This window comes from Variovorax trehalosi, from assembly GCF_051216415.1.
GTDB lineage: Bacteria > Pseudomonadota > Gammaproteobacteria > Burkholderiales > Burkholderiaceae_C > Variovorax.
In genome coordinates this window covers 367891-387139 of the sequence record NZ_JBPJZG010000006.1, presented here as the reverse complement: position 1 = coordinate 387139, position 19249 = coordinate 367891, and the positions used below count along the sequence as shown (strand labels likewise).

Here is a 19249-nt window from a genome sequence, read left to right as displayed (position 1 = left end):
TCAGCGCTTGCAGTCGCCACCGACGGACACCGTGCCGTCCCTGCATTCGGTCAGGATGTCGTCGTCTTCAGGCGATTGGGCGGGCGCCGGAACCGCCGCGGGGGCCGATCCTCCGCCCTCGCGCTGGTAGACGATCTTCCTGGTGCCCAGTTCGCAACTGCCCACCACCTGGCCAGCCGCCGGCGCGTTGGCGTCGACGACGAGCACCGCGAACCGCGTGACACCCGCTGCGCCGATCTTCGCTTCGATCTGCGCGCGCAGGGCTTCACAGCTCTCGGCGGCGTGGGCTGCCCCGGCCGTTGCGATGCACGCGATGGAAATCAACCAGAGTTTCATGAATGGCCTGCCTTTCGCAGCGTGGTTGACGGACGAGCAGTCTAGCCCCGTGTCGTGCGCGGCTGCTCCATCGCGAGCGTCGAGTTCACGAAGCCTAGCCTGGCGAAGAACGCCGGCGCGCCGTCCCTGCCTGCGCGCAAGACCCACGTGATGTTCTCCTCGGCGCCCACGATGTGCTCGACGAGCGCACGGCCGATGCCACGCCCGCGAAACGGCGCCGCGACGACCACCATCGACAGGTAGCCGTTCGAGAGGCCATCGGTGAGGGCGCGGGCGAATCCGGCGATTTCTCCATCGAGCACGGCGACCCACGCGTGCTGCGATGCGGCCACCAGCCTGGCGAGATAGGCCTCGTCCGGAATCCGGTGCGCCCATCCGTTGGCCGCCAGCAGTCGATAGACAGCGTCGAGGTCCGAAGCGGTGATTTCGCGGATTTGCATTTCGTCTCCTCGGTCCGGGTTTCCGGGGCGCCAGCGATGAGCCCCACAAGCGACAACGGCCTGCCGCGTGTGCGGCAGGCCGTTATCGAGGCATGCATCCGACTTCAGTGAAGCGAGGACGCGGCCTTCTATCTCGTCATCAGGCTTGCGCCGCGGCCAGCACCGAGTTCAGCGTCGCGCTCGGGCGCATCACCGTCTCGAACTTGACCGGGTCGGCCAGGTAGTAGCCGCCGATGTCGACCGGCTTGCCCTGCACGGCCGCGAGTTCGTCGACGATCTTCTTTTCATTGGCGCTCAGCGTCTCGGCCAGCTTCTTGAACTTGGATTGCAGCGCCGTGTCGTCGGTCTGCGCGGCCAGTTCCTGTGCCCAATACATGGCCAGGTAGAACTGGCTGCCGCGGTTGTCCAACTGGCCGGTCTTGGGCGACGGGTTCTTGTTGTTGTCCAGCAGCTTGCCGGTGGCGGCGTCGAGCGTCTTGGCCAGGATCTTGGCCTGCGCGTTGCCGGTCTTCAGGCCCAGGTCTTCCAGGCTCACGGCCAGCGCGAGGAATTCGCCCAGCGAATCCCAGCGCAGGTGGTTCTCTTCGACCAGCTGCTGCACGTGCTTGGGGGCCGAGCCGCCCGCGCCGGTCTCGTACAGGCCGCCGCCGGCCATGAGCGGCACGATCGACAGCATCTTGGCCGAGGTGCCCAGTTCCATGATGGGGAACAGGTCGGTGAGGTAGTCGCGCAGGATGTTGCCGGTGGCGCTGATGGTGTCCAGGCCGCGCACGACGCGCTCCAGCGTGTAACGCATGGCGCGCACCTGGCTCATGATCTGGATGTCCAGGCCCGAGGTGTTGTGCTCGTGCAGGTACATCTTGACCTTGGTGATCAGCTGCGCCTCGTGCGGGCGGTAGGCGTCGAGCCAGAACACCACCGGCATGCCGGAGTTGCGCGCGCGCGTGACGGCCAGCTTCACCCAGTCGCGGATCGCGGCGTCCTTGACCTGGCACATGCGCCAGATGTCGCCTTGCTCCACGTCCTCGCTCATCAGCACTTCGCCGGTGTCCAGGTCGGTGATGTTGGCAACGCCGTCTTCGGGGATCTCGAAGGTCTTGTCGTGCGAGCCGTACTCCTCGGCCTTCTGCGCCATCAGGCCGACGTTGGGCACGGTGCCCATGGTCTTGGGATCGAAGGCGCCGTGCCACTTGCAGAAGTTGATGATCTCCTGGTAGATGCGGGCGAAGGTCGATTCGGGCATCACCGCCTTGACGTCCTTCAGGCGGCCGTCGGCGCCCCACATCTTGCCGCCGTTGCGGATCATCGCGGGCATCGAGGCGTCCACGATCACGTCGTTGGGCGAATGGAAATTGGTGATGCCCTTGGCCGAGTCGACCATGGCCAGTTCGGGGCGGTGCTCGTGGCAGGCGTGCAGGTCGCGCTTGATCTCGTCCTGCGTGCTCTGCGGCAGCGTGGCGATCTTGTTGTACAGATCGACCATGCCGTTGTTGACGTTGATGCCCAGCTCGTCGAACAGCTTGCCGTGTTTCTCGAAGGCTTCCTTGTAGAAGATCTTCACGCAGTGGCCGAACACGATGGGGTGCGAGACCTTCATCATGGTGGCCTTGACGTGCAGCGAGAACATGACGCCGGTCTTGTGCGCGTCCTCGATTTCCTTTTCATAGAAGGCCAGGAGTGCCTTCTTGCTCATGAACATGGAGTCGATGACTTCGCGGTCGAGCAGCGCGACCTTGGACTTGAGCACGACGGTCTTGCCGCTCTTGGTCAAGAGTTCCATCTTGACGTTGCGCGCGCGGTCCAGGGTCATGGACTTTTCGCCGTGATAGAAGTCGCCGCCGTGCATGTGCGAGACGTGCGAGCGCGAGGCCTGGCTCCAGTCGGCCATGCTGTGCGGGTTCTTGCGGGCGTATTCCTTCACCGCGTTGGGCGCGCGGCGGTCGGAGTTGCCCTCGCGCAGCACCGGGTTCACCGCGCTGCCGGTGCACTTGTTGTAGCGCGCGCGGATGTCCTTGTCCTCGTCGGTGGTCGGGTTCTCGGGGTAATCGGGGATCTTGTAGCCCTTGTCCTGCAGCTCCTTGATGGCCGACTTGAGCTGGGACACCGAGGCGCTGATGTTGGGCAGCTTGATGATGTTGGCTTCGGGCTTGAGCGTGAGCTTGCCCAGTTCGGCCAGGTTGTCGGGCACCTTCTGCGCGTCGCTCAGGAATTCGGGGAATTCGCCCAGGACGCGGGCGGCCACCGAGATGTCGCTCGTGGTGACGTCGATGCCGGCCGGGGCCGTGAAGGCGCGCACGATGGGGAGGAACGCGTAGGTCGCCAGGAGGGGCGCCTCGTCGGTCAGGGTGTAGACGATGGTGGGTTGCTTCGTGCTCATGCGCTTGCTTCCGTAAAGCTGAGGGGGTCGGGGTGGCGGGAACTCCCGCCGAAGACTCCGGCGGGATCTGACCGCCGGAATCCGCGATTGTCGCCGGGCGGCGACCCGCCCGGACAGCCGGCGGGGTTATCTCCCCGCGCAAGGCTCTGTCAATGGAGGGGCAGCTCGATCGTGGCGGCCAGCGGAACCTCGTCGATCCGCGCGGCGCTGGCGACGAGGAGGGCACGGCCCGGCTGGCCTGCCAGGTCGGCCAGTGCGCTCCAGAGGCAGCGCACCGAGCCGGCGTCCAGCGCCGCGGTCGGCTCGTCCAGCAGCACCAGCGGGCGGCCCGAGGCGAGGGCGACGGCCAGCCACACCTTGCGCTTCGAACCCGTGGAGAGCATGTACATCGGCTTGTCGAGGTGCGGGGGCAGCGAAAAGCCCTCTACCAGGGCCTGCCAGAGGTCTTCGTCGAAGTCGGCGTCGCTTTCGCGGAGGGTTGCGGTGCAGGCTCGCGCGGTGACCTGGTCGAAGCGGTCGGTGGCCGGGTCGACGAAGAACACGTTGCGGCGGTAGCCCTCGGGCGAGGCGTGGAGGCTCGTGCCTCCGACCGTCAATTGGCCTTTGGTCGCCGGCAGCACGCCCGCGATCACCTGGAGCAGCGCCGACTTGCCGGCGCCGGTGTCGCCGTACAGCAGGGTGACGCCGGGGCCGATGGAGGCGTTCCAGCCGGCGGCAATCGCGGGCTGGTCGGGGTAGGCGAAGCCGATGTCCTGAAGACGGAGGACGGGTAGGGGCGAGGGTGCATTGTTCACGAGGCGAGGTTTTACCTCATCGAATGCGTGGCCGAGTGGCACGTAATCTGCTTGAAGGAAAGTCATCCAGGAGAAATGCCGGCTCGATGCTTCGAGTTAGTGCATTACCGAAGGCGATAGCCCAGAACGCTCAGGTCCCAAGACTGGATATTTACTAACGCTGGAGAGCGTTGCCCGGAGCCGGTAGAGGTTCCGAGGGCAGCCGCCGAAGGGGCAAGCCATGCGCGATGGGCGCGCATGGTGAATCTCTCAGGCCAAAGGACAGCAAGGGCACTCGCGCTACGGCGCGGGCTGCCCTTGTTCGCTTCTGGAGCCTTGTTGTCATGACTTCCATTTCGAACGCCTCGTGCACCACGGTCATCGGCTTTGCCATGGCAGTGCATGCGCGTGGCCGAAGCCTTGCATTCCTTCTTTCTTTTTTCAACCGGAGAACCGACATGCTGTCCAAGAGAAACCTGATGAAAACCATCCTCGCAGGCGCGGTGTTCGCGGCCGCTGCGGCATCGAGCCTTGCGCAGGATGCGGGCAAGGTGCTGCGCCTGGTGCCGCAGTCCGACCTGAAGATCCTCGACCCGATCTGGACCACCGCCTTCGTCACGCGCAACCACGGCTACATGGTCTATGACACGCTCTTCGGCGTGGACGAGCGGGGCAAGGTGCTGCCGCAGATGGTCGACAAATACACGACCAGCGCCGACGGCAAGACCTGGAACTTCACGCTGCGCAAGGGCCTTGCCTTCCATGACGGCAAGCCCGTCACCTCGGACGACGTGCTCGCCTCCCTCAAGCGATGGGGCCAGCGCGACGGCCTGGGCCAGAAGATGTTCACCGCGCTCGACAAGGCCGAGACCGTCGACGCCAACAGCTTCAGGCTGGTCTTCAAGGAGCCCTTCGGCATGGTGCTCGATGCGCTGAGCAAGCCTTCGTCGAACCCGCCTTTCATCATGCCGGCGCGCGTGGCCGCCACGCCGGCCGACAAGCAGATCGACGACGCCACCGGCTCTGGCCCCTACATCTTCAAGAAGGACGAATACCGCCCCGGCGAAAAGATCGTCTACCTGAAGAACACCAAGTACGTGCCGCGCACCGAGGCGCCTTCCGGCACGGCCGGGGGCAAGAACGTGTACGTCGACCGCATGGAGTGGATCGTGCTGAAGGACGCGCAGACGCAAGCCAATGCGCTGGCCAACGGCGAGGTCGACATGATCGAGTGGGTGCCCTCCGAGCAGTACACCGCGCTCAAGAACAACCCCGCCGTCACGCTCGACAGCCCCGTCTCGAAGGGCTCGTTCGCGCTGCACCTGAACCACCTGATTCCGCCCTTCGACAACCCGAAGATCGCGCAGGCCGCCTTCATGGCCATCAACCAGGAGGCGCTGATGCGCGCCCAGTTGGTGCACAAGGAACTGTACAACAGCTGCGCCTCCATCTACCCCTGCGGCTCGGCCTTCGCGTCCGACAAGACCGGCTACTTCACCGGCAAGCCGCAGTTCGAGAAAGCCAAGGCGCTGCTCAAGGAGGCAGGCTACGACGGCAAGCCCGTGGTGCTGATGTACCCGGCCGACTTCGCGGTGCTCAACAAGTTTCCGCCGGTGATGGCGCAACTGCTCAAACAGGCCGGCTTCAACGTCGACATGCAGTCGATGGACTGGCCCACGCTGGTCACGCGCCGCGCCAAGAAAGACCCGGTCGACAAGGGCGGCTGGAACCTCTTCATCACCGGCTGGGGCATTGCCGACAACATGAACCCGATGTTCTTCGCGCCGCTGACCGGCAATGGCGAGAAGGGTTGGTTCGGCTGGGCCACCGACGACAAGCTGGAACAACTCAAGTCCGACTTCCTCGCGAGCGCCGACGAACCGAAGCGCAAGGAACTGGCCACGGCCATCCAGCAGCGCGTGTACGACACCGGCATCTATGCGCCCATCGGCGAATACAAGCCGCTCACGGCCTACCGCAAGGGCGTGGTGAGCGGCGTGGTGCGCTCGCCGGTCGGCGTGTTCTGGAACCTGAAGAAGAACTGAGACAGCTGGAATCAGGGAGTCACCCATGCTGCTCTTTCTTGCACGTCGCATTCTCTCGACCGTTCCGGTGCTCGTCATCGTCGCGCTGATCGTGTTCCTGATGCTGCGGCTCGCGCCCGGCGACCCGGCTGCCGCCATCGTGGGCGACAGCGGCACCAGCGAGAACATCGCCCGGGTGCGCGAGCAACTGGGGCTCAACCAGTCGCTGCCGGTGCAGTTCTTCCACTGGAGCGTGCAACTGCTGCAGGGCAACCTGGGCGAGTCGTACTTCATGAAGAAAACGGTGGTGGAGCTGATCGGCCAGCGCATCGAGGCCACCGTGTCGCTCGCGGCGGTGACGCTGGTGGCGACCATCCTCATCGCGGTGCCGCTCGGCGTGATCGCCGCGTGGCGCCACGGCGGCTGGCTCGACCGCATGCTCATGGGCTTCTCGGTCATGGGCTTTTCCATACCGGCCTTCGTGATCGGCTACGTGCTCATCTGGATATTCGCGCTGCACCTGCAGTGGCTCCCGGTGCAGGGCTACCAGCGGCTGAGCCAGGGGCCTTTGTTGTGGATCAAGCACCTGATCCTGCCGTCGATCACGCTGTCGATCATCTACGTGGCGCTGATCGCGCGCGTCACGCGCGCGGCCGTGGCCGAGGCGATGACCGAGGACTACATCCGCACCGCGCGCGCCAAGGGCATCTCGGAAACACGACTGCTGATGCGCCACGCGCTCGCCAACGCGGCGATTCCCATCGTCACGGTCATCGGCATCGGCATCGCGCTCCTGATCGGCGGCGTGGTGGTCACCGAAACGGTGTTCGCCATTCCGGGGCTGGGGCAGCTCACGGTCGATGCGGTGCTGTCGCGCGACTTTCCGTTGATCCAGGGCATCACGCTGTTCTTCTCCGTCATCTACGTGCTCATCAATCTGCTGATCGATGTGAGCTACCTGGTGTTCGATCCGCGCATCCGCTATTGAACGAAGTGAACGAAGACACCATGACCGATTCAACCCTTCCGCTTGCGGTCGCAACAGCTGCGGCGGACATCGTCATCGAGCCGCTGGCGCCGCCCAGGCGCCGCTCGCTGCTCAAGCGCATCCTGGCCGACTGGTCGGTGCGCGTGGGCGGCAGCGTGCTGCTCTTCCTGGTCCTGATGTCGCTCTTGGCGCCGTGGCTGGGCACCATCGACCCCACGGCCATCGATCCCGGCAGCGGCAACCTCCTGCCCGGCACGCGCGGCGAGTTCAACAGCCTGGCCGGCGACACCTTCGAGCATCTGTTCGTCATGGGCACGGACAGCCTCGGGCGCGACATCTGGAGTCGCACGCTCTACGGCGCGCGCGTGTCGCTCACGGTCGGCATCGCGGTGGCCGCGCTCGCCGTGGCGCTCGGCATGCTCGTCGGGCTGCTGGGCGGGTACTTTCGCCGCATCGACGGCGTGATCATGCGGCTGATGGACGGCGTGATGGCCATTCCCGGCATCCTGTTCGCGATCAGTCTCGTGGCGCTGTTCGGCGGCACGCTGCTCACCGTGGTGGTGGCCATCGCGGTGCCCGAGATTCCGCGCGTGGCGCGGCTGGTGCGCTCGGTGGTGCTCACAGTGCGCGAAGAGCCGTATGTGGAGGCGGCCATTGCGCTCGACACACCCACCTGGAAGATTCTCACGCGGCACATCCTGCCCAATGCCATTGCGCCGCTGATCATCCAGGCGACCTACGTGTGTGCCTCGGCGATCCTGGTGGAGGCCATCCTGTCCTTCCTCGGCGTGGGCCTGCCGGCGGACATGGCGACCTGGGGAAACATCATGGCGGAGGGCCGCGCGCAGTTCAACCAGTACCCGCACAACGTGCTGTTCCCGGGCATCTTCCTGGCGCTCACCGTGCTGGCCGTGAACATCCTGGGCGACGGGCTGCGCGACACGCTCGACCCCAAGTTCAACAAGCGCGGAGGCTGACCATGACCATGACGCAGGCCCCCGTACTTTCAGTTCGCGACCTCGCCATCGCATTGCCGCGTGGCGGCGACCGACCGCATGCGGTCGACAAGGTTTCCTTCGACGTGCCGCCCGGCAAGATCGTCTGCCTGCTCGGCGAATCGGGCTCGGGCAAGTCGGTCATTGCCAATGCGGTGATGGGGCTGCTGCCCTCGGGCCTCGTGCCGGTGCGCGGCACCATCGAGTTGCATGGCGAGAACCTGCTTGCCGCGCCGACGTCACGCCTGCGGCAGTTGCGCGGCCCGTCGATGGCGATGGTGTTCCAGGAGCCGATGACCGCGCTCAACCCCGTCATGACCTGCGGCGCGCAGATCGACGAAATGCTGGCGCAGCACATGCGCATGGGCGCGGCCGAACGGCGGCAGAAGATCCTGGCCATCATGGGGCGCGTGCGGCTGCCGGAGCCCGAGCGCATCTTTGCCTCGTACCCGCACCAGCTCTCGGGCGGGCAACGCCAGCGCATCGTGATCGCGATGGCGCTGATCCTCAAGCCCGCGCTGCTGATCTGCGACGAGCCGACCACCGCGCTCGACGTGACGACGCAGGCGGAGATCCTCAAGCTCATCCTCGAGCTGCAGACCGAGAACGGCATGGCCGTGCTCTTCATCACGCACGACTTCGGCGTGGTGGCCGAGATTGCCGACGAGGTGGTGGTGCTGCAGCTCGGTGCCATGATCGAGAAGGGCGACAAGATGGCGGTGCTCACTGCGCCGCGCGAGCCCTACACGAAGATGCTGCTCGATGCGGTGCCCGAGCTTTCCGCGCACAAGCGCCCGCCGGTCGCGGATGCCTACCCGTTGCTCAGCGCCGTGAACATCTGCAAGACCTATGTCACGGGCAGTTGGCCCGGCAAGCGCCGCACGGTGAAGGCGGCGCGCGACGTGTCGCTCGCGGTGCGGCCCGGCGAAACCGTGGGCATCGTCGGCGAATCGGGCTCAGGCAAGTCGACGGTGGCGCGCTGCATCGCGCGGCTGATCGACCCGACCTCGGGCGACATCTTTGCCGATGGCCGTTCGGTCGCGCATGCCAAGGGGCGCGCGCTGTCGCCGTTCCGGCGCACGGTGCAGGTGATCTTCCAGGACCCGTACCGCTCGCTCAACCCGCGCCAGACCGTGGGTGCGTCGATCATCGAAGGGCCGGTCAATTTCGGCATGCCGCACGACAAGGCCTGGGCGCGCGCCGAAGAGCTGATGCGGCTGGTGCGGCTGTCGCCCGATGCGTTGCGGCGCTACCCGAGCGAGTTCTCGGGCGGGCAGCGCCAGCGCATCTCGATTGCGCGCGCGCTGGCCTGCGACCCGCAGGTGCTGATCGCCGACGAGGCGGTGTCGGCGCTCGACGTGTCGGTGCAGGCGCAGATATTGAGGCTGCTCGACGAGATCCAGCAGCGCCTGAAGATAGGCATCCTTTTCATCACCCACGACCTGCGCGTGGCCAGCCAGATCTGCGACAGCGTGATCGTCATGAGCAAGGGCGAGATCGTGGAGCGTGGTGAGGTGAAGGACGTGTTCTTCGCTCCCCGGCACGACTACACGCGCAAGCTGCTGGCGGCAGCGCCGGGGCGCGATTTTGCATTTGCGCGCAGCTGAAATTTGTTCGTTCCCACGTCACATCCAAGAAGGAATCCATGAAAGTCTTCATCGCCGGTTTCCAGCACGAGACCAACACCTTCGCACCTAGCAAGGCGGACTGGGCCGCGTTCAACGCGGGTGCGAGCTTCCCGCCGTACCGGCGCGGCGCCGCGATCGTCGAGGCCTATGCGGGCAGGAACATTCCCGTCGGCGGCTTCATCGACGCGGCGCGCGAGAAGGGCTGGTCGCTGGTGCCATCGGCCTGGGCCGGCGCCACGCCCTCGGCGCACGTGACCGAAGACGCCTTCGAGCGCATTTCGGCCGCCATCACCGAAGACCTTGCCGCCGCGCTGGCCGATGGCGGCATCGACGCGGTCTACCTCGACTTGCACGGTGCGGCCGTGACCGAGCACCTGGAAGACCCCGAGGGCGAACTGATCGCGCGCATTCGCCTGCTGGTCGGGCCCGACGTGCCCATCGTCGCGAGCCTGGACCTGCACGGCAACATCACCGCGCAAATGCTGGCCGAGGCCGATGCGCTGGCAACCTACCGCACCTACCCGCACATCGACATGGCCGACACGGGCCGGCTCGCAGCAACGCTGCTGGAGCGCCGCATGGCGCGCGGTTCGCGCGAGCCGCTGCATGCGCGGCGGCTCAGCTTCCTGCTGCCGTTGAACGTGCAGTCGACCATGATCGAGCCGGCCGCCTCGGTGTACGGGCTGCTGAAGGAACTCGACGGCAAGCACGGCGCGGTGCTGAGCTTTGCCACGGGCTTCCCTGCCGCCGACATTGCCGAGTGCGGCCCGGTGGTGTGGGGCTACGGCGACGATGCTGGCGCGGCCGTGGCCACGCTGTACGAGCGCATCGACCAGCCGCGCTCGCAATGGCGGCTCGACGTGCTGGCGCCGCGCGTGGCCGTGGCACGGGCGTTGGAGCTGGCGGAAGGCGCGAGCCAGCCGGTCGTCATTGCCGACACGCAGGACAACCCCGGCGCGGGCGCCGACAGCAACACCACCGGCATGCTGCGTGCGCTGCTGGCCGAAGGCGCGGGCAAGCGTTTTCCGGGGAAAGTCGCGCTCGGGCTGATGTTCGATCCGGCGGCCGCGGCTGCCGCGCATGAAGCCGGCGTTGGCGCGCAGATCCGCATCGCGCTCGGCACCTCGGTGCCCACGTGGGGCGGCCAGTTCAGCGATGCGCCCGTCGAAGGCCTGTTCACCGTGACCGCGCTCAGCGACGGGCAGGTGCAGGGCAAGGGTCCGATGTCGCGCGGCGGCACGGTGTCGCTCGGCCTCAGTGCCTGCCTGGAGATCGACGGCGTGCGGATCGCCGTGGCCAGCGGCAAGAGCCAGATGCTCGACCGCGAGTTCTTCCGCTACCTGGGCATCGAGCCCGAAGCGATGAAGCTGCTGGTCAACAAGAGTTCGGTGCATTTCCGCGCCGACTTCGCGCCCATTGCCAGCACCATCCTCGTCGCCAAGGCGCCAGGCCCGATGGCTGCCGATCCGGCCGATCTGCCGTGGACGCGGCTGCCCGCCACGATGGCGCTCCAACCCTGATCGACCCAGAAATTCTTCCCCTCCAACCTCAGAGAACACGATGCCGCAGAACGCACAGCACTACCTTGAGTACATGAGAAAGAACGCCGCCGAGTTCGTCACGGTGCGCCAGCAGATCCACCAGAACCCCGAGCTTGGCTTCGAAGAGTTCGGCACCAGCGACCTGGTGGCCGAGCGTCTCACGGCCTGGGGCTACGAAGTCGAGCGCGGGCTCGGCGTGACGGGTCTGGTCGGGCGCCTGAAGCGCGGCGGCGGAACGCGCGCCATCGGCATCCGTGCCGACATGGACGCGCTGCCCATCGAAGAGAAAACCGGCCTGGCCTACCGCAGCGGAAGGCCCGGCATCATGCACGCCTGCGGCCACGACGGTCACACCGCGATGCTGCTCGGCGCGGCCAAGTACCTCGCGCAGCACGGCGAGTTCTCGGGCACGCTCAACCTGATCTTCCAGCCGGCCGAAGAGGGCATGGGCGGCGCCGTGAAGATGATGGACGATGGCCTGTTCGACAAATACCCGTGTGACGCGGTGTACGCCATGCACAACATGCCCGGCCGCCCTCAGGGCAGTCTCGCGTTTCGCGAAGGCGCGGCCATGGCCTCGTCGGACTACGCCACCGTCACGCTGACAGGCGTGGGCGGGCACGGCGCCATGCCGCATCGCACGGCCGACCCCATCGTGGCAGCGTCGAGCATCGTGATGGCGCTGCAGACCATCGTCTCGCGCAACGCCGATCCGCAGGAGATGTCGATCGTCACCGTCGGTGCCATCCATGCCGGCAAGGCGAACAACGTGATTCCCGAAACCTGCGTGCTGGAGATCAGCGTGCGCTCGCTCGATCGCGAGGTGCGCGAGTTGCTCGAAAAGCGGCTGAAGGCCATCGTGAATGCACAGGCCGAGAGCTTTGGCGTGAAGGCGCACGTCGACTACCGCAGAGGCTATGCGGTGCTGGTCAACACGCCCGAAGAAACAGAGTTTGCGCGTCGCATCGGTTATGAACTGGTGGGCGAGGCGCACGTCGAGGCGCAGGCTGCGGCCGTCACGGGCAGCGAGGACTTCGCCTTCATGCTGGAGAAGAAGCCCGGCTGCTACCTGTTCATCGGCAACGGCGCGCCGGGCCAGCACGGCGGTTGCATGGTGCACAACCCCGGCTACGACTTCAACGACAGCAACCTGCCGATCGGCGCGGCCTACTGGGCGTTGCTCGCGGAAAGCTATCTGCAGTAAGCGCGCCGCGGTGACGCGCTCAGTGTCTGGGCACCGTCACCGCACCTACATACAGCGTGCGCCCTGCGCCCAGTCCCGCGATCACCAGCGCGATGCCCAGTCCGACGAAGAGCCATGCCGAGGCGCGGAAGCTGCCCGTCCACCCGTGCAGCAGCCCGGCCAGCAGCGGCCCGCAGGCGGCCACCATGTAGCCCACGCCCTGCGCCATGCCCGAGAGGTGCGCGGCGATGTGCGAATCGCGCGAGCGCAGCACGATCATCGTGAGCGCCAGCGCGAAGGTGCCGCCCTGCGCAATGCCCAGCATCACGGCCCAGAGCCACACCCCGCCCAGCGGCGCGAACAGCATCGCCAGCATCGCGCACACCGTGAGCAGCGACAGCACCACGCCCAGCCCGCGCTGGTTGCGCAGCTTCACCGCCAGCGCCGGCACCACGAGGCAGGTCACCACCTGCGTCATGACCGACAGCGACACCACGTAGCCGGCCGTCTCGCCGCCGAGCCCGCGCTCGCGCAGGATCGGCGCGAGCCAACCCATCACGATGTAGGCGAGGGCGGACTGCAGCCCCATGAAGAGCGTGACCTGCCACGCGAGCCGGTCGCGCCAGAGGCCCTGCACGGTGAAGCCCGACTCGCTCGCCACCGGCTTCAGCGGCAGCGCCTGCGGCGCCCAGATCAGCGTGACCAGCAAGGCCGGTACGGCCCACATGGCCAGCGCGTAGGTCCAACCGCCGCCCAGCGCATGTTCGAGCGGCACGGTGAGGCCGGCGGCGCTCGCGGCGCCGCCGCACACGGCCATGGTGTAGAGCCCCATCATCAGCGCCGCCTGCTTCGCGAAGTCGCGCTTCACGAGGCCCGACAGCAGCACGTTCGACACCGCGATGCCGCTGCCCGCGATGGCCGAGGCCAGGAACAGCAGCGGGATGTTGCCCGTGCCGCGCAGCACCGTGCCGACCAGGATCAGCACCATGCATCCGAGCAGCGTGCGCTCGGTGCCGAAGCGGCGGCCGAGCCAGGGCGCGAGCGGCGCGAAGACGCCCAGGCACAGGATCGGCAGCGTGGTCAACAGGCTCGCGGCCGTGGCCGAGAGGCCGGTGGCCTGAATGATCTCGGGCAGCACGACCGAGAGGCTTGCGAACACCGGCCGCAGGTTGAACGCAATCAGCACCACGCTCGCGCCGAGCAGGATGCGACGGGCGAGGCTGGGGGCGGGTGTGGGGCGCGGCGGAGGCTGGCTGTCGACCTCGGCGTCGATCAACAACTCCTCGGTGGTGTTGCCGTGCGAGGGCTGGGTGCGGTGCACCGTGCCGGCGTTCAATGGAATTGCGCTCATGCCGTCCTCAGCGCCAGCATGTCGAGCATCGGTGCCATGAAGTCGCGCACGGCGGTAGCGGCTCTCTCGGGGTCGCGGCTCGCGATGGCTTCGACGACGGCGCGGTGCGCGGCCTCGTCGGGCTCGGGCAGGCTGGTGCCCATGGTGCTGGCGATCGTTTCCTTGATGTAGCCGGTGATGAAGCGGCAGGTCTCGGCCAACGCGAGGTTGCCCGAGATGTCGACGATGGCCAGGTGGAAGGCGAGGTCGCGTTCGATGAAGCCCGCGCCGTCGTCGTCCGCATCGGGCACGCCGCGCTTGTCGAGCAGGGTGTGCAGGCGGCGCAGGTCGCGAGCGGTGTGGCGCACCGCGGCGAGCCGGGCGGCCTCGACCTCGAGTGCGCGGCGCACCTCGAACTGGTCGCGCAGGCTGGCCAGGCGCATCTTCTGCAGGCTGGCCGAGGGGTCGTAGCCCGAGCGCACATAGGTGCCCGAACCCTGGCGCACTTCGAGCAGCCCGCGCGAGACCAGCGTCTTGACCGCTTCGCGCACCGTGCCGCGACTCACGCCCAGCAGTTGCGCGAGCTGCGGCTCGATGGGAATCCGCGCGCCGATGGCCCAGCGGCCCGCGGAGATTTCGTTGCGGATGCTGTCGGCGGCGGTGTCCGCCAGGGAGGTTCGGGGGGCTTGGGCGAGCATGTCTCAGAGTGCCTATTCATTGAATCATTGGATGAATTTTGGCACCCGCGAAAAGCCGCAGTCGGCCTCATGGGCTCTTCGCCCTTCGGCCCACCTTCTGGGGTCAGCGGTTCTCGAGGCTGGCGGGCTTCGTCCGCGGCGGCGCCTGCCGGGGGTCGTCCAGCTGCGCCATCAGCTCGGCAACCGCGCCCGCCACGCGGTCCTGCTGCTCGGACACGGCGTCCGCGTAGACATCGATCTGGCTGTCGATGTTCAGCTCGCGCCGGATCGCCACCATGATCGGCTGCATCTTCGTGTTGATGGCCTGCAGTCCCAGCATCAGGCTTTTCACGAACTCGCCGTGCAGCGCATGCCGCTCGACGTGCAGGGCCTGGCGCGTCTCGCTGTGGTCGCGCAGGAACTTGGTCTGGGTGTCGAGCGCAAGGTCGAGCGCCTTGCGTTTCGCCTCGTCGCTTTCGGCGTTGCCGGACGGAACGAACTGGTCGATGGCCGAGAGCGCGCGCTTCTGTTCGGCCAGCGCGCCTTCGCAGAGCGTCGTGTAGAAGTCGATTTCGCTGAGCACCTGCTGGATCGGCTGGGCCGCGCCGATCAGCTTGAAATGCAGCGCGCTGAAGGTGCCGATGAGGTCGGACACCAGCGCGGAGGTCTTGCTTTCCGACACCATCTGCAGCTTGGCCGCCGCCGCGAAGAAGCCCTGCAGCGGCTGCGCCGCGTCGGCCTTGTTGAGGTCCGCGGTCGGCAGCGAGCTCAGGTAAGAGCTGGCATGCACGAACTGGTCGATCGCGTGCAGGTACACGTCGCGGCGCAGGTCCGCCAGCCGCTGGGCGGCCTTCTCGTCCTTGTCGTGCCGCAACTGCCGCATGAAGTGCCGCGCGTTGTCGCGGTTGGCCACCTTCACGCCCCACAGGGCCAGCGCCGCCGCGATCAGGGCGGCCCAGAAGACATCGGGCACTTTCCGCAGGATGCCGAAGATGACACCCGCGAAGACGAGGAAGTCACCCCAGAGTGCGGTCAATGAATCCATAAGGAGGCCGTGGGAGTGGGAGGCGGCGCCATCCTAAGGCACTCGCGCGGCGGTGGATAGCTGGCGTTTGACCGGGGTGGGTACCCTGTCACCAGCTGCCCGACGCCCCACCGCCGCTGCTGGAGCCGCCCCCTCCGCTGTCGGAAGACGAAGAGGACGAGCTGTCCGAGGAACTGCTGCTGCTTGAAGAACTGCTGCTGCTCCATCCGCTGTCACTGCTGTCGTTGTCATCGCCACCCCCGCCGCCGCCCTCGAACGGCAGGAAGGCGAACAGCAGCGCAAGAAAGGTCGCCAGCCCGGCGGGGATCCAGCTCTCGTCGGGCACCGGGCCCGGATTCGTCTCCATCAGCATGAAGCCGAGGATGCCCAGCACGATGAACCATCGGATGAAGAAGCCGAGCTGGCTGCGTTGCCAGCTCTTTCGCATGCCGATGGCGATGAGGCTCGCGAACAGCAGCACACCGCCGCCGCACATGACCCAGAGCAGGCCCCAGAAGAAGCGGTCCGCGCCGAGGTAGACGCCGAGGGCGACAAGGCCCGCGATCAGCGCCGCCAGGCCGATGAAGAACCGGCGCGCGCCCTTGAACCGGCCCGACAGGTAGCCGACGCCGTAGACCAGGCCGGTGGGCGTGAGGAGAAAGAGCGGCAGCGCGAGATTCATCACCGCCAGCGCCGCCGCCGCCTGGCCAGCGACCACCAGCCCCAGCACCGCGAGCCGGCTCGGCCGCTTGCGAGGCGGCGTTTCCTGGGTCTGCAGGTCGGCCCACAGCGCTGAGCCCACCGCGGCTTCACGCTCGGCGGCGCGGCGCGCCTTGCGGACCCGCTTGCCCGTGCCGCGCACCACCACGCGTGGCCCGGTTCCGTCGGCGGGCGCGCTACGCCCGTACCAGATGCCGATGGCCAGCGTCCAGAGCATCGCGCCGAGCACGGCCCAGTTCACCTGCATGTCTTCGAGAGGCTGCATGAACGCCGCGAGCGGGTGTTGCTTCTCTTCCGCCGGCGCGGGCGCTTCGGATTCGATCGGCTGCACCGCCGTGGGCGCATCGATCAGCTCCGACAGCGACTGCACGGCCGCCTGAATGCCGCCGGCGTAGTCGTTCTCGCGAAAGCGCGGCTTCATCTGCTGGTCGATGATGCGGGAGGCCTGGATGTCGGTGATCCGGCCTTCCAGGCCCGTGCCGACTTCGATGCGCATCCTGCGGTCTTTCAGCGCCACCAGCAGCAGCACGCCGTCGTCTTCGCCCTCGCGGCCGAGCTGCCACTCTGCGAAGACGCGGGTGGCGTAGTGCTCGATGGAGTCTTCGCCCGTGGTCGGCACGATCAGCACCGCCAGCTGGGCCTGCGTGTTCTGCTCGAGGCCACGGATGTCGCTGCGAAGCGCGTCGGCCTCGCGCGCGCCCAGCGTCTTCGTGAGATCCACCACGTGCGAGTCCATCGCGGGCACGGGGACCGGCTTGGCTTGTGCGCTGCCGTGCCAGGCCAGCATGGCGAGGAAGAAAAGCCCCATCCACAGCAGCCATGGCCAGGCTGTCTTCTGTCCCTTGCGGCACTGCATCGGAATCGGTCCTCCAGTTGCGATGGTTGTTGTTGTCGTCGTGGCGCCGTGCATCCTCATCGGCGCGCGCTCTTCGTCACCACGCCCGCGCCGCGCACTTCGAGCTTGCGCTGGTCGACCACCTTGCCGGAAGCATCGACCAGCTCGATCACATGGCGCCCCGGCCAGGGCAGCCACTGCGCGCTGTTGCCGCGCGCAAAGAACTTGCCGTCGATGCGCCATTGCACGCCGCGCCCTTCCGACTCGAAGCGCACGCGCTGGCGCAGTGGCGGAATGTCGGGGTCGAGCGCGATGATGGTGCCGTCCGAGGGCGCGGTGATGCGCGCGGCGAAAGCATCGGTCGCCATGCCGGTGTCGAGCGCGAAGAGCGGCTGCTCGGTGCCCTGCAGGAACCACTCGCTGCGCGCCGCCTCGATGGCGTTGCCGTCGGCCGCGGGGCCGAATTCCACGCGCGCCTCGACCAGGCCGGCGGGCGGCGCGGGTGCGCGGCTCGGCTCGCGCGCGTGCAGAAAGCGCATGACCTCGGCCCACACAGGGGCGGCCCCGCTGGTGCCGCTCACGTCCCACATCGACGCGCCGCTCGCGTTGCCGACCCACACGCCGACCGTGTAGCGCTGCGACCAGCCCACGGCCCAGTTGTCGCGCATGTCCTTGCTGGTGCCGGTCTTCACGGCGGTCCAGAAGCGGGTCGAGAGGATGCTGTCGAGGCCGAAGGTGCGGGTGCGCGCGTTCGGGTCCGAGAGGATGTCACCGACGATGAAGGCGGCGCGCGGATCGAGCAGCGGCGGGGCGTTCGCGGCCTTGGTCTTGTCTGCGGCGGATGCCGGCGGTCGCACGGTCAGCGTCGTCGTGCCGTAGCGGCCGCCGTTGGCCACCATGCGGTAGGCGTTGGCGAGCGACAGCAGCGACACCTCGGCGCTGCCGAGTGCGAGGCTGTAGCCGTAGTAGTCGCCGCTCTCGCGCAGCGGCAGGCCGGCCGCGCGCAGGCTGCGCGCGAACGATTCGGGCGACACCATCACCAGCGTGCGCACCGCCGGCACGTTGAGCGACGCCGCCAGCGCGGTGCGCGCGGAGACGGGGCCCTTGAACTGGCGGTCGTAGTTCTGCGGAATGTAGAGGCCGCTCGCGGTGCTGATCTGCGCCGACGAGTCCTCGATCAACGAGGCCGCGGTGATCCGCTTCTCGGCAATCGCCTGGCCGTAGAGCAGCGGCTTGAGCGTGGAGCCCGGCTGGCGCAGCGCGGTCACGCCATCGACCTCGGCCGCCTGGCTCAGCGGGCCGGAAGAGCCGACCCATGCGAGCACTTCGCCGCTCGCGTTGTCGAGCACCACGAGCGCGCCGTCCTCCACGTGCCGGTCGCGCAGCTCGCGCAGGTGGCGCTGCAGAGAATCGAGTGCGAAGCGCTGCAAGGGCGCGCGCAGCGTGGTGCGGACGCTGGTTTCCTTTGCCTTCGGAGTTGGAGCCGCAGCGGTGGTGGCTGCCGCATCGCGCATCTCGCGCAGCACCCGCCGTGCGGCATGGGGCGCGATGCCTTCGTTCGCATCGAAGGCGCGCCGCTGCACCGCCGCGCTGGTGAACATGTCGATCGCATCGCAATCGACCTTCTGCCCGGGCTCCATTGTGCGCAGCACCTCGCAGGCGCGCTGCGCGACGAGCGCGGGCTTGGCATTGGGCGCGCGCACCAGCGCCGAGGCCACGGCTGCCTCGCGCGCATCGAGGCCGCTCGGCGCCTTGCTGAACAAGGTGCGCGAGAGCGCATCGATGCCCACGATCTCGCCGCGGAAGGGCACGGTGTTGAGGTAGGCCTCCAGGATCTGGTCCTTGCGCCAGTTGCGCTCCAGCTGCGCGGCGGCCACGGTCTGGCCGATCTTCTGCGTGAAGCTGCGCCCGCCGGACGCGCGGCGCAGGTCCTCGTCGAGCAGGCCCGACAGCTGCATCGTGATGGTCGATGCGCCGCGGGTGCGCGTGTTCCAGAGATTGCCCCAGGCCGCGGACGACACCGCGCGCCAGTCGATGCCGCTGTGTTCGTAGAAGCGCCGGTCCTCGCTCAGCACCATGGCTGTGCGCAGCGCCGGCGACACGTCGGCCAGCGCGATCCACTGGCCGCGCCGCACGGTGGCATCGGTGCGCACGCGCTGCAGCAGTTCGCCGTTGCGGTCGAGCACGGCGGTGTCGGAAGAGCGGAAATCGCGCTTCACTTCATCGAAGGTGACGAGCGCCCAGGCCGGGTGCGCGCAGGCCGCGGCCAGCAGGACCACGGCAAGGGCCCGGCGGGTGGGCGTGAAATGCGCAAGCAGCAACTGCATCGAGAGGCGAGGGGGTGGAGGACGATCTGCCTCGCATTCTCTGCGATGCAC

General features: G+C 67.5%; 15 protein-coding genes and 1 riboswitch. Of the genes, 6 read left to right on the top strand and 9 right to left on the bottom strand.

Annotated features, from left to right (window positions below; translation table 11 throughout):
- The 4 genes from ACSFA7_RS23760 to ACSFA7_RS23745 all read right to left on the bottom strand — a co-directional run bounded on the left by ACSFA7_RS23760 (position 1) and on the right by ACSFA7_RS23745 (position 3947).
- A complete protein-coding gene (locus ACSFA7_RS23760) occupies positions 1-336 on the bottom strand; it encodes a DUF1161 domain-containing protein (protein ID WP_435501626.1) in 336 nt (111 codons plus the stop codon).
- Between the two features lie 41 nt (positions 337-377).
- A complete protein-coding gene (locus ACSFA7_RS23755; RefSeq protein ID WP_435501625.1) occupies positions 378-776 on the bottom strand; it encodes a GNAT family N-acetyltransferase in 399 nt (132 codons plus the stop codon).
- A 139-nt stretch (positions 777-915) separates the two neighbouring features.
- The gene (locus tag ACSFA7_RS23750) at positions 916-3153 is read right to left on the bottom strand and encodes an NADP-dependent isocitrate dehydrogenase (RefSeq protein ID WP_435501624.1); all 2238 of its coding nucleotides are present in this window, start codon (positions 3151-3153) and stop codon (positions 916-918) included.
- Between the two features lie 149 nt (positions 3154-3302).
- Entirely contained in the window at positions 3303-3947 is a 645-nt protein-coding gene (locus tag ACSFA7_RS23745) for an ABC transporter ATP-binding protein (protein WP_435501623.1), read from the bottom strand.
- Between the two features lie 150 nt (positions 3948-4097).
- Positions 4098-4222, top strand: a riboswitch (glycine riboswitch).
- Between the two features lie 162 nt (positions 4223-4384).
- Between ACSFA7_RS23745 and ACSFA7_RS23740 the strand changes: the two genes are divergently transcribed.
- Genes ACSFA7_RS23740 through ACSFA7_RS23715 form a run of 6 tightly spaced genes read left to right on the top strand, consistent with a single transcriptional unit; the run spans position 4385 to position 12306 of the window.
- Entirely contained in the window at positions 4385-5971 is a 1587-nt protein-coding gene (locus ACSFA7_RS23740; protein WP_435501622.1) for an ABC transporter substrate-binding protein, read from the top strand.
- A gap of 25 nt (positions 5972-5996) precedes the next feature.
- Positions 5997-6938 carry an ABC transporter permease gene (locus tag ACSFA7_RS23735; RefSeq protein WP_435501621.1) on the top strand — a complete coding sequence of 314 codons (942 nt, stop codon included), beginning with the start codon at positions 5997-5999 and terminating at the stop codon, positions 6936-6938.
- Positions 6939-6958: 20 nt separating this feature from the next.
- Positions 6959-7915, top strand: a complete 957-nt coding sequence (locus tag ACSFA7_RS23730; protein ID WP_435501620.1) for an ABC transporter permease — start codon at positions 6959-6961, stop codon at positions 7913-7915.
- Between the two features lie 2 nt (positions 7916-7917).
- Entirely contained in the window at positions 7918-9540 is a 1623-nt protein-coding gene (locus ACSFA7_RS23725; RefSeq protein ID WP_435501619.1) for an ABC transporter ATP-binding protein, read from the top strand.
- Positions 9541-9578: 38 nt separating this feature from the next.
- A complete protein-coding gene (locus ACSFA7_RS23720) occupies positions 9579-11081 on the top strand; it encodes a M81 family metallopeptidase (RefSeq protein WP_435501618.1) in 1503 nt (500 codons plus the stop codon).
- A gap of 40 nt (positions 11082-11121) precedes the next feature.
- Complete coding sequence (locus tag ACSFA7_RS23715; protein ID WP_435501617.1) at positions 11122-12306, top strand: M20 aminoacylase family protein; 1185 nt, start codon at positions 11122-11124, stop codon at positions 12304-12306.
- A gap of 19 nt (positions 12307-12325) precedes the next feature.
- Here the strand turns inward: ACSFA7_RS23715 and ACSFA7_RS23710 are convergent, their stop codons facing one another.
- The 5 genes from ACSFA7_RS23710 to pbpC form a co-directional block, all read right to left on the bottom strand.
- Positions 12326-13636 (bottom strand): CynX/NimT family MFS transporter, encoded by a 1311-nt coding sequence (locus ACSFA7_RS23710; RefSeq protein ID WP_435501616.1) that lies wholly within the window; start codon positions 13634-13636, stop codon positions 12326-12328.
- The gene (locus tag ACSFA7_RS23705; protein ID WP_435501615.1) at positions 13633-14313 is read right to left on the bottom strand and encodes a FadR/GntR family transcriptional regulator; all 681 of its coding nucleotides are present in this window, start codon (positions 14311-14313) and stop codon (positions 13633-13635) included. The genes ACSFA7_RS23710 and ACSFA7_RS23705 overlap by 4 nt, the downstream gene beginning before the upstream one ends.
- Positions 14314-14416: 103 nt before the next feature.
- Positions 14417-15337 (bottom strand): hypothetical protein, encoded by a 921-nt coding sequence (locus ACSFA7_RS23700; RefSeq protein WP_435501614.1) that lies wholly within the window; start codon positions 15335-15337, stop codon positions 14417-14419.
- Between the two features lie 88 nt (positions 15338-15425).
- Positions 15426-16892: a TPM domain-containing protein gene (locus tag ACSFA7_RS23695; RefSeq protein WP_435501613.1), complete on the bottom strand. Its 1467-nt coding sequence runs from the start codon at positions 16890-16892 to the stop codon at positions 15426-15428.
- A gap of 56 nt (positions 16893-16948) precedes the next feature.
- Positions 16949-19198 carry a penicillin-binding protein 1C gene (gene pbpC, locus ACSFA7_RS23690; RefSeq protein WP_435501612.1) on the bottom strand — a complete coding sequence of 750 codons (2250 nt, stop codon included), beginning with the start codon at positions 19196-19198 and terminating at the stop codon, positions 16949-16951.
- Positions 19199-19249: the final 51 nt, after the last annotated feature.

Excerpts from the sequence above, each read along its gene's own strand:
- ACSFA7_RS23760 (WP_435501626.1), bottom strand. The coding sequence starts at position 336 with ATGAAACTCTGGTTGATTTCCATCGCGTGCATCGCAACGGCCGGGGCA.
- ACSFA7_RS23755 (WP_435501625.1), bottom strand. The coding sequence starts at position 776 with ATGCAAATCCGCGAAATCACCGCTTCGGACCTCGACGCTGTCTATCGA.
- ACSFA7_RS23750 (WP_435501624.1), bottom strand. The coding sequence starts at position 3,153 with ATGAGCACGAAGCAACCCACCATCGTCTACACCCTGACCGACGAGGCG.
- ACSFA7_RS23740 (WP_435501622.1), top strand. The coding sequence starts at position 4,385 with ATGCTGTCCAAGAGAAACCTGATGAAAACCATCCTCGCAGGCGCGGTG.
- ACSFA7_RS23735 (WP_435501621.1), top strand. The coding sequence starts at position 5,997 with ATGCTGCTCTTTCTTGCACGTCGCATTCTCTCGACCGTTCCGGTGCTC.
- ACSFA7_RS23730 (WP_435501620.1), top strand. The coding sequence starts at position 6,959 with ATGACCGATTCAACCCTTCCGCTTGCGGTCGCAACAGCTGCGGCGGAC.
- ACSFA7_RS23725 (WP_435501619.1), top strand. The coding sequence starts at position 7,918 with ATGACCATGACGCAGGCCCCCGTACTTTCAGTTCGCGACCTCGCCATC.
- ACSFA7_RS23720 (WP_435501618.1), top strand. The coding sequence starts at position 9,579 with ATGAAAGTCTTCATCGCCGGTTTCCAGCACGAGACCAACACCTTCGCA.
- ACSFA7_RS23715 (WP_435501617.1), top strand. The coding sequence starts at position 11,122 with ATGCCGCAGAACGCACAGCACTACCTTGAGTACATGAGAAAGAACGCC.
- ACSFA7_RS23710 (WP_435501616.1), bottom strand. The coding sequence starts at position 13,636 with ATGAGCGCAATTCCATTGAACGCCGGCACGGTGCACCGCACCCAGCCC.
- ACSFA7_RS23705 (WP_435501615.1), bottom strand. The coding sequence starts at position 14,313 with ATGCTCGCCCAAGCCCCCCGAACCTCCCTGGCGGACACCGCCGCCGAC.
- ACSFA7_RS23700 (WP_435501614.1), bottom strand. The coding sequence starts at position 15,337 with ATGGATTCATTGACCGCACTCTGGGGTGACTTCCTCGTCTTCGCGGGT.
- ACSFA7_RS23695 (WP_435501613.1), bottom strand. The coding sequence starts at position 16,892 with ATGCAGTGCCGCAAGGGACAGAAGACAGCCTGGCCATGGCTGCTGTGG.
- pbpC (WP_435501612.1), bottom strand. The coding sequence starts at position 19,198 with ATGCAGTTGCTGCTTGCGCATTTCACGCCCACCCGCCGGGCCCTTGCC.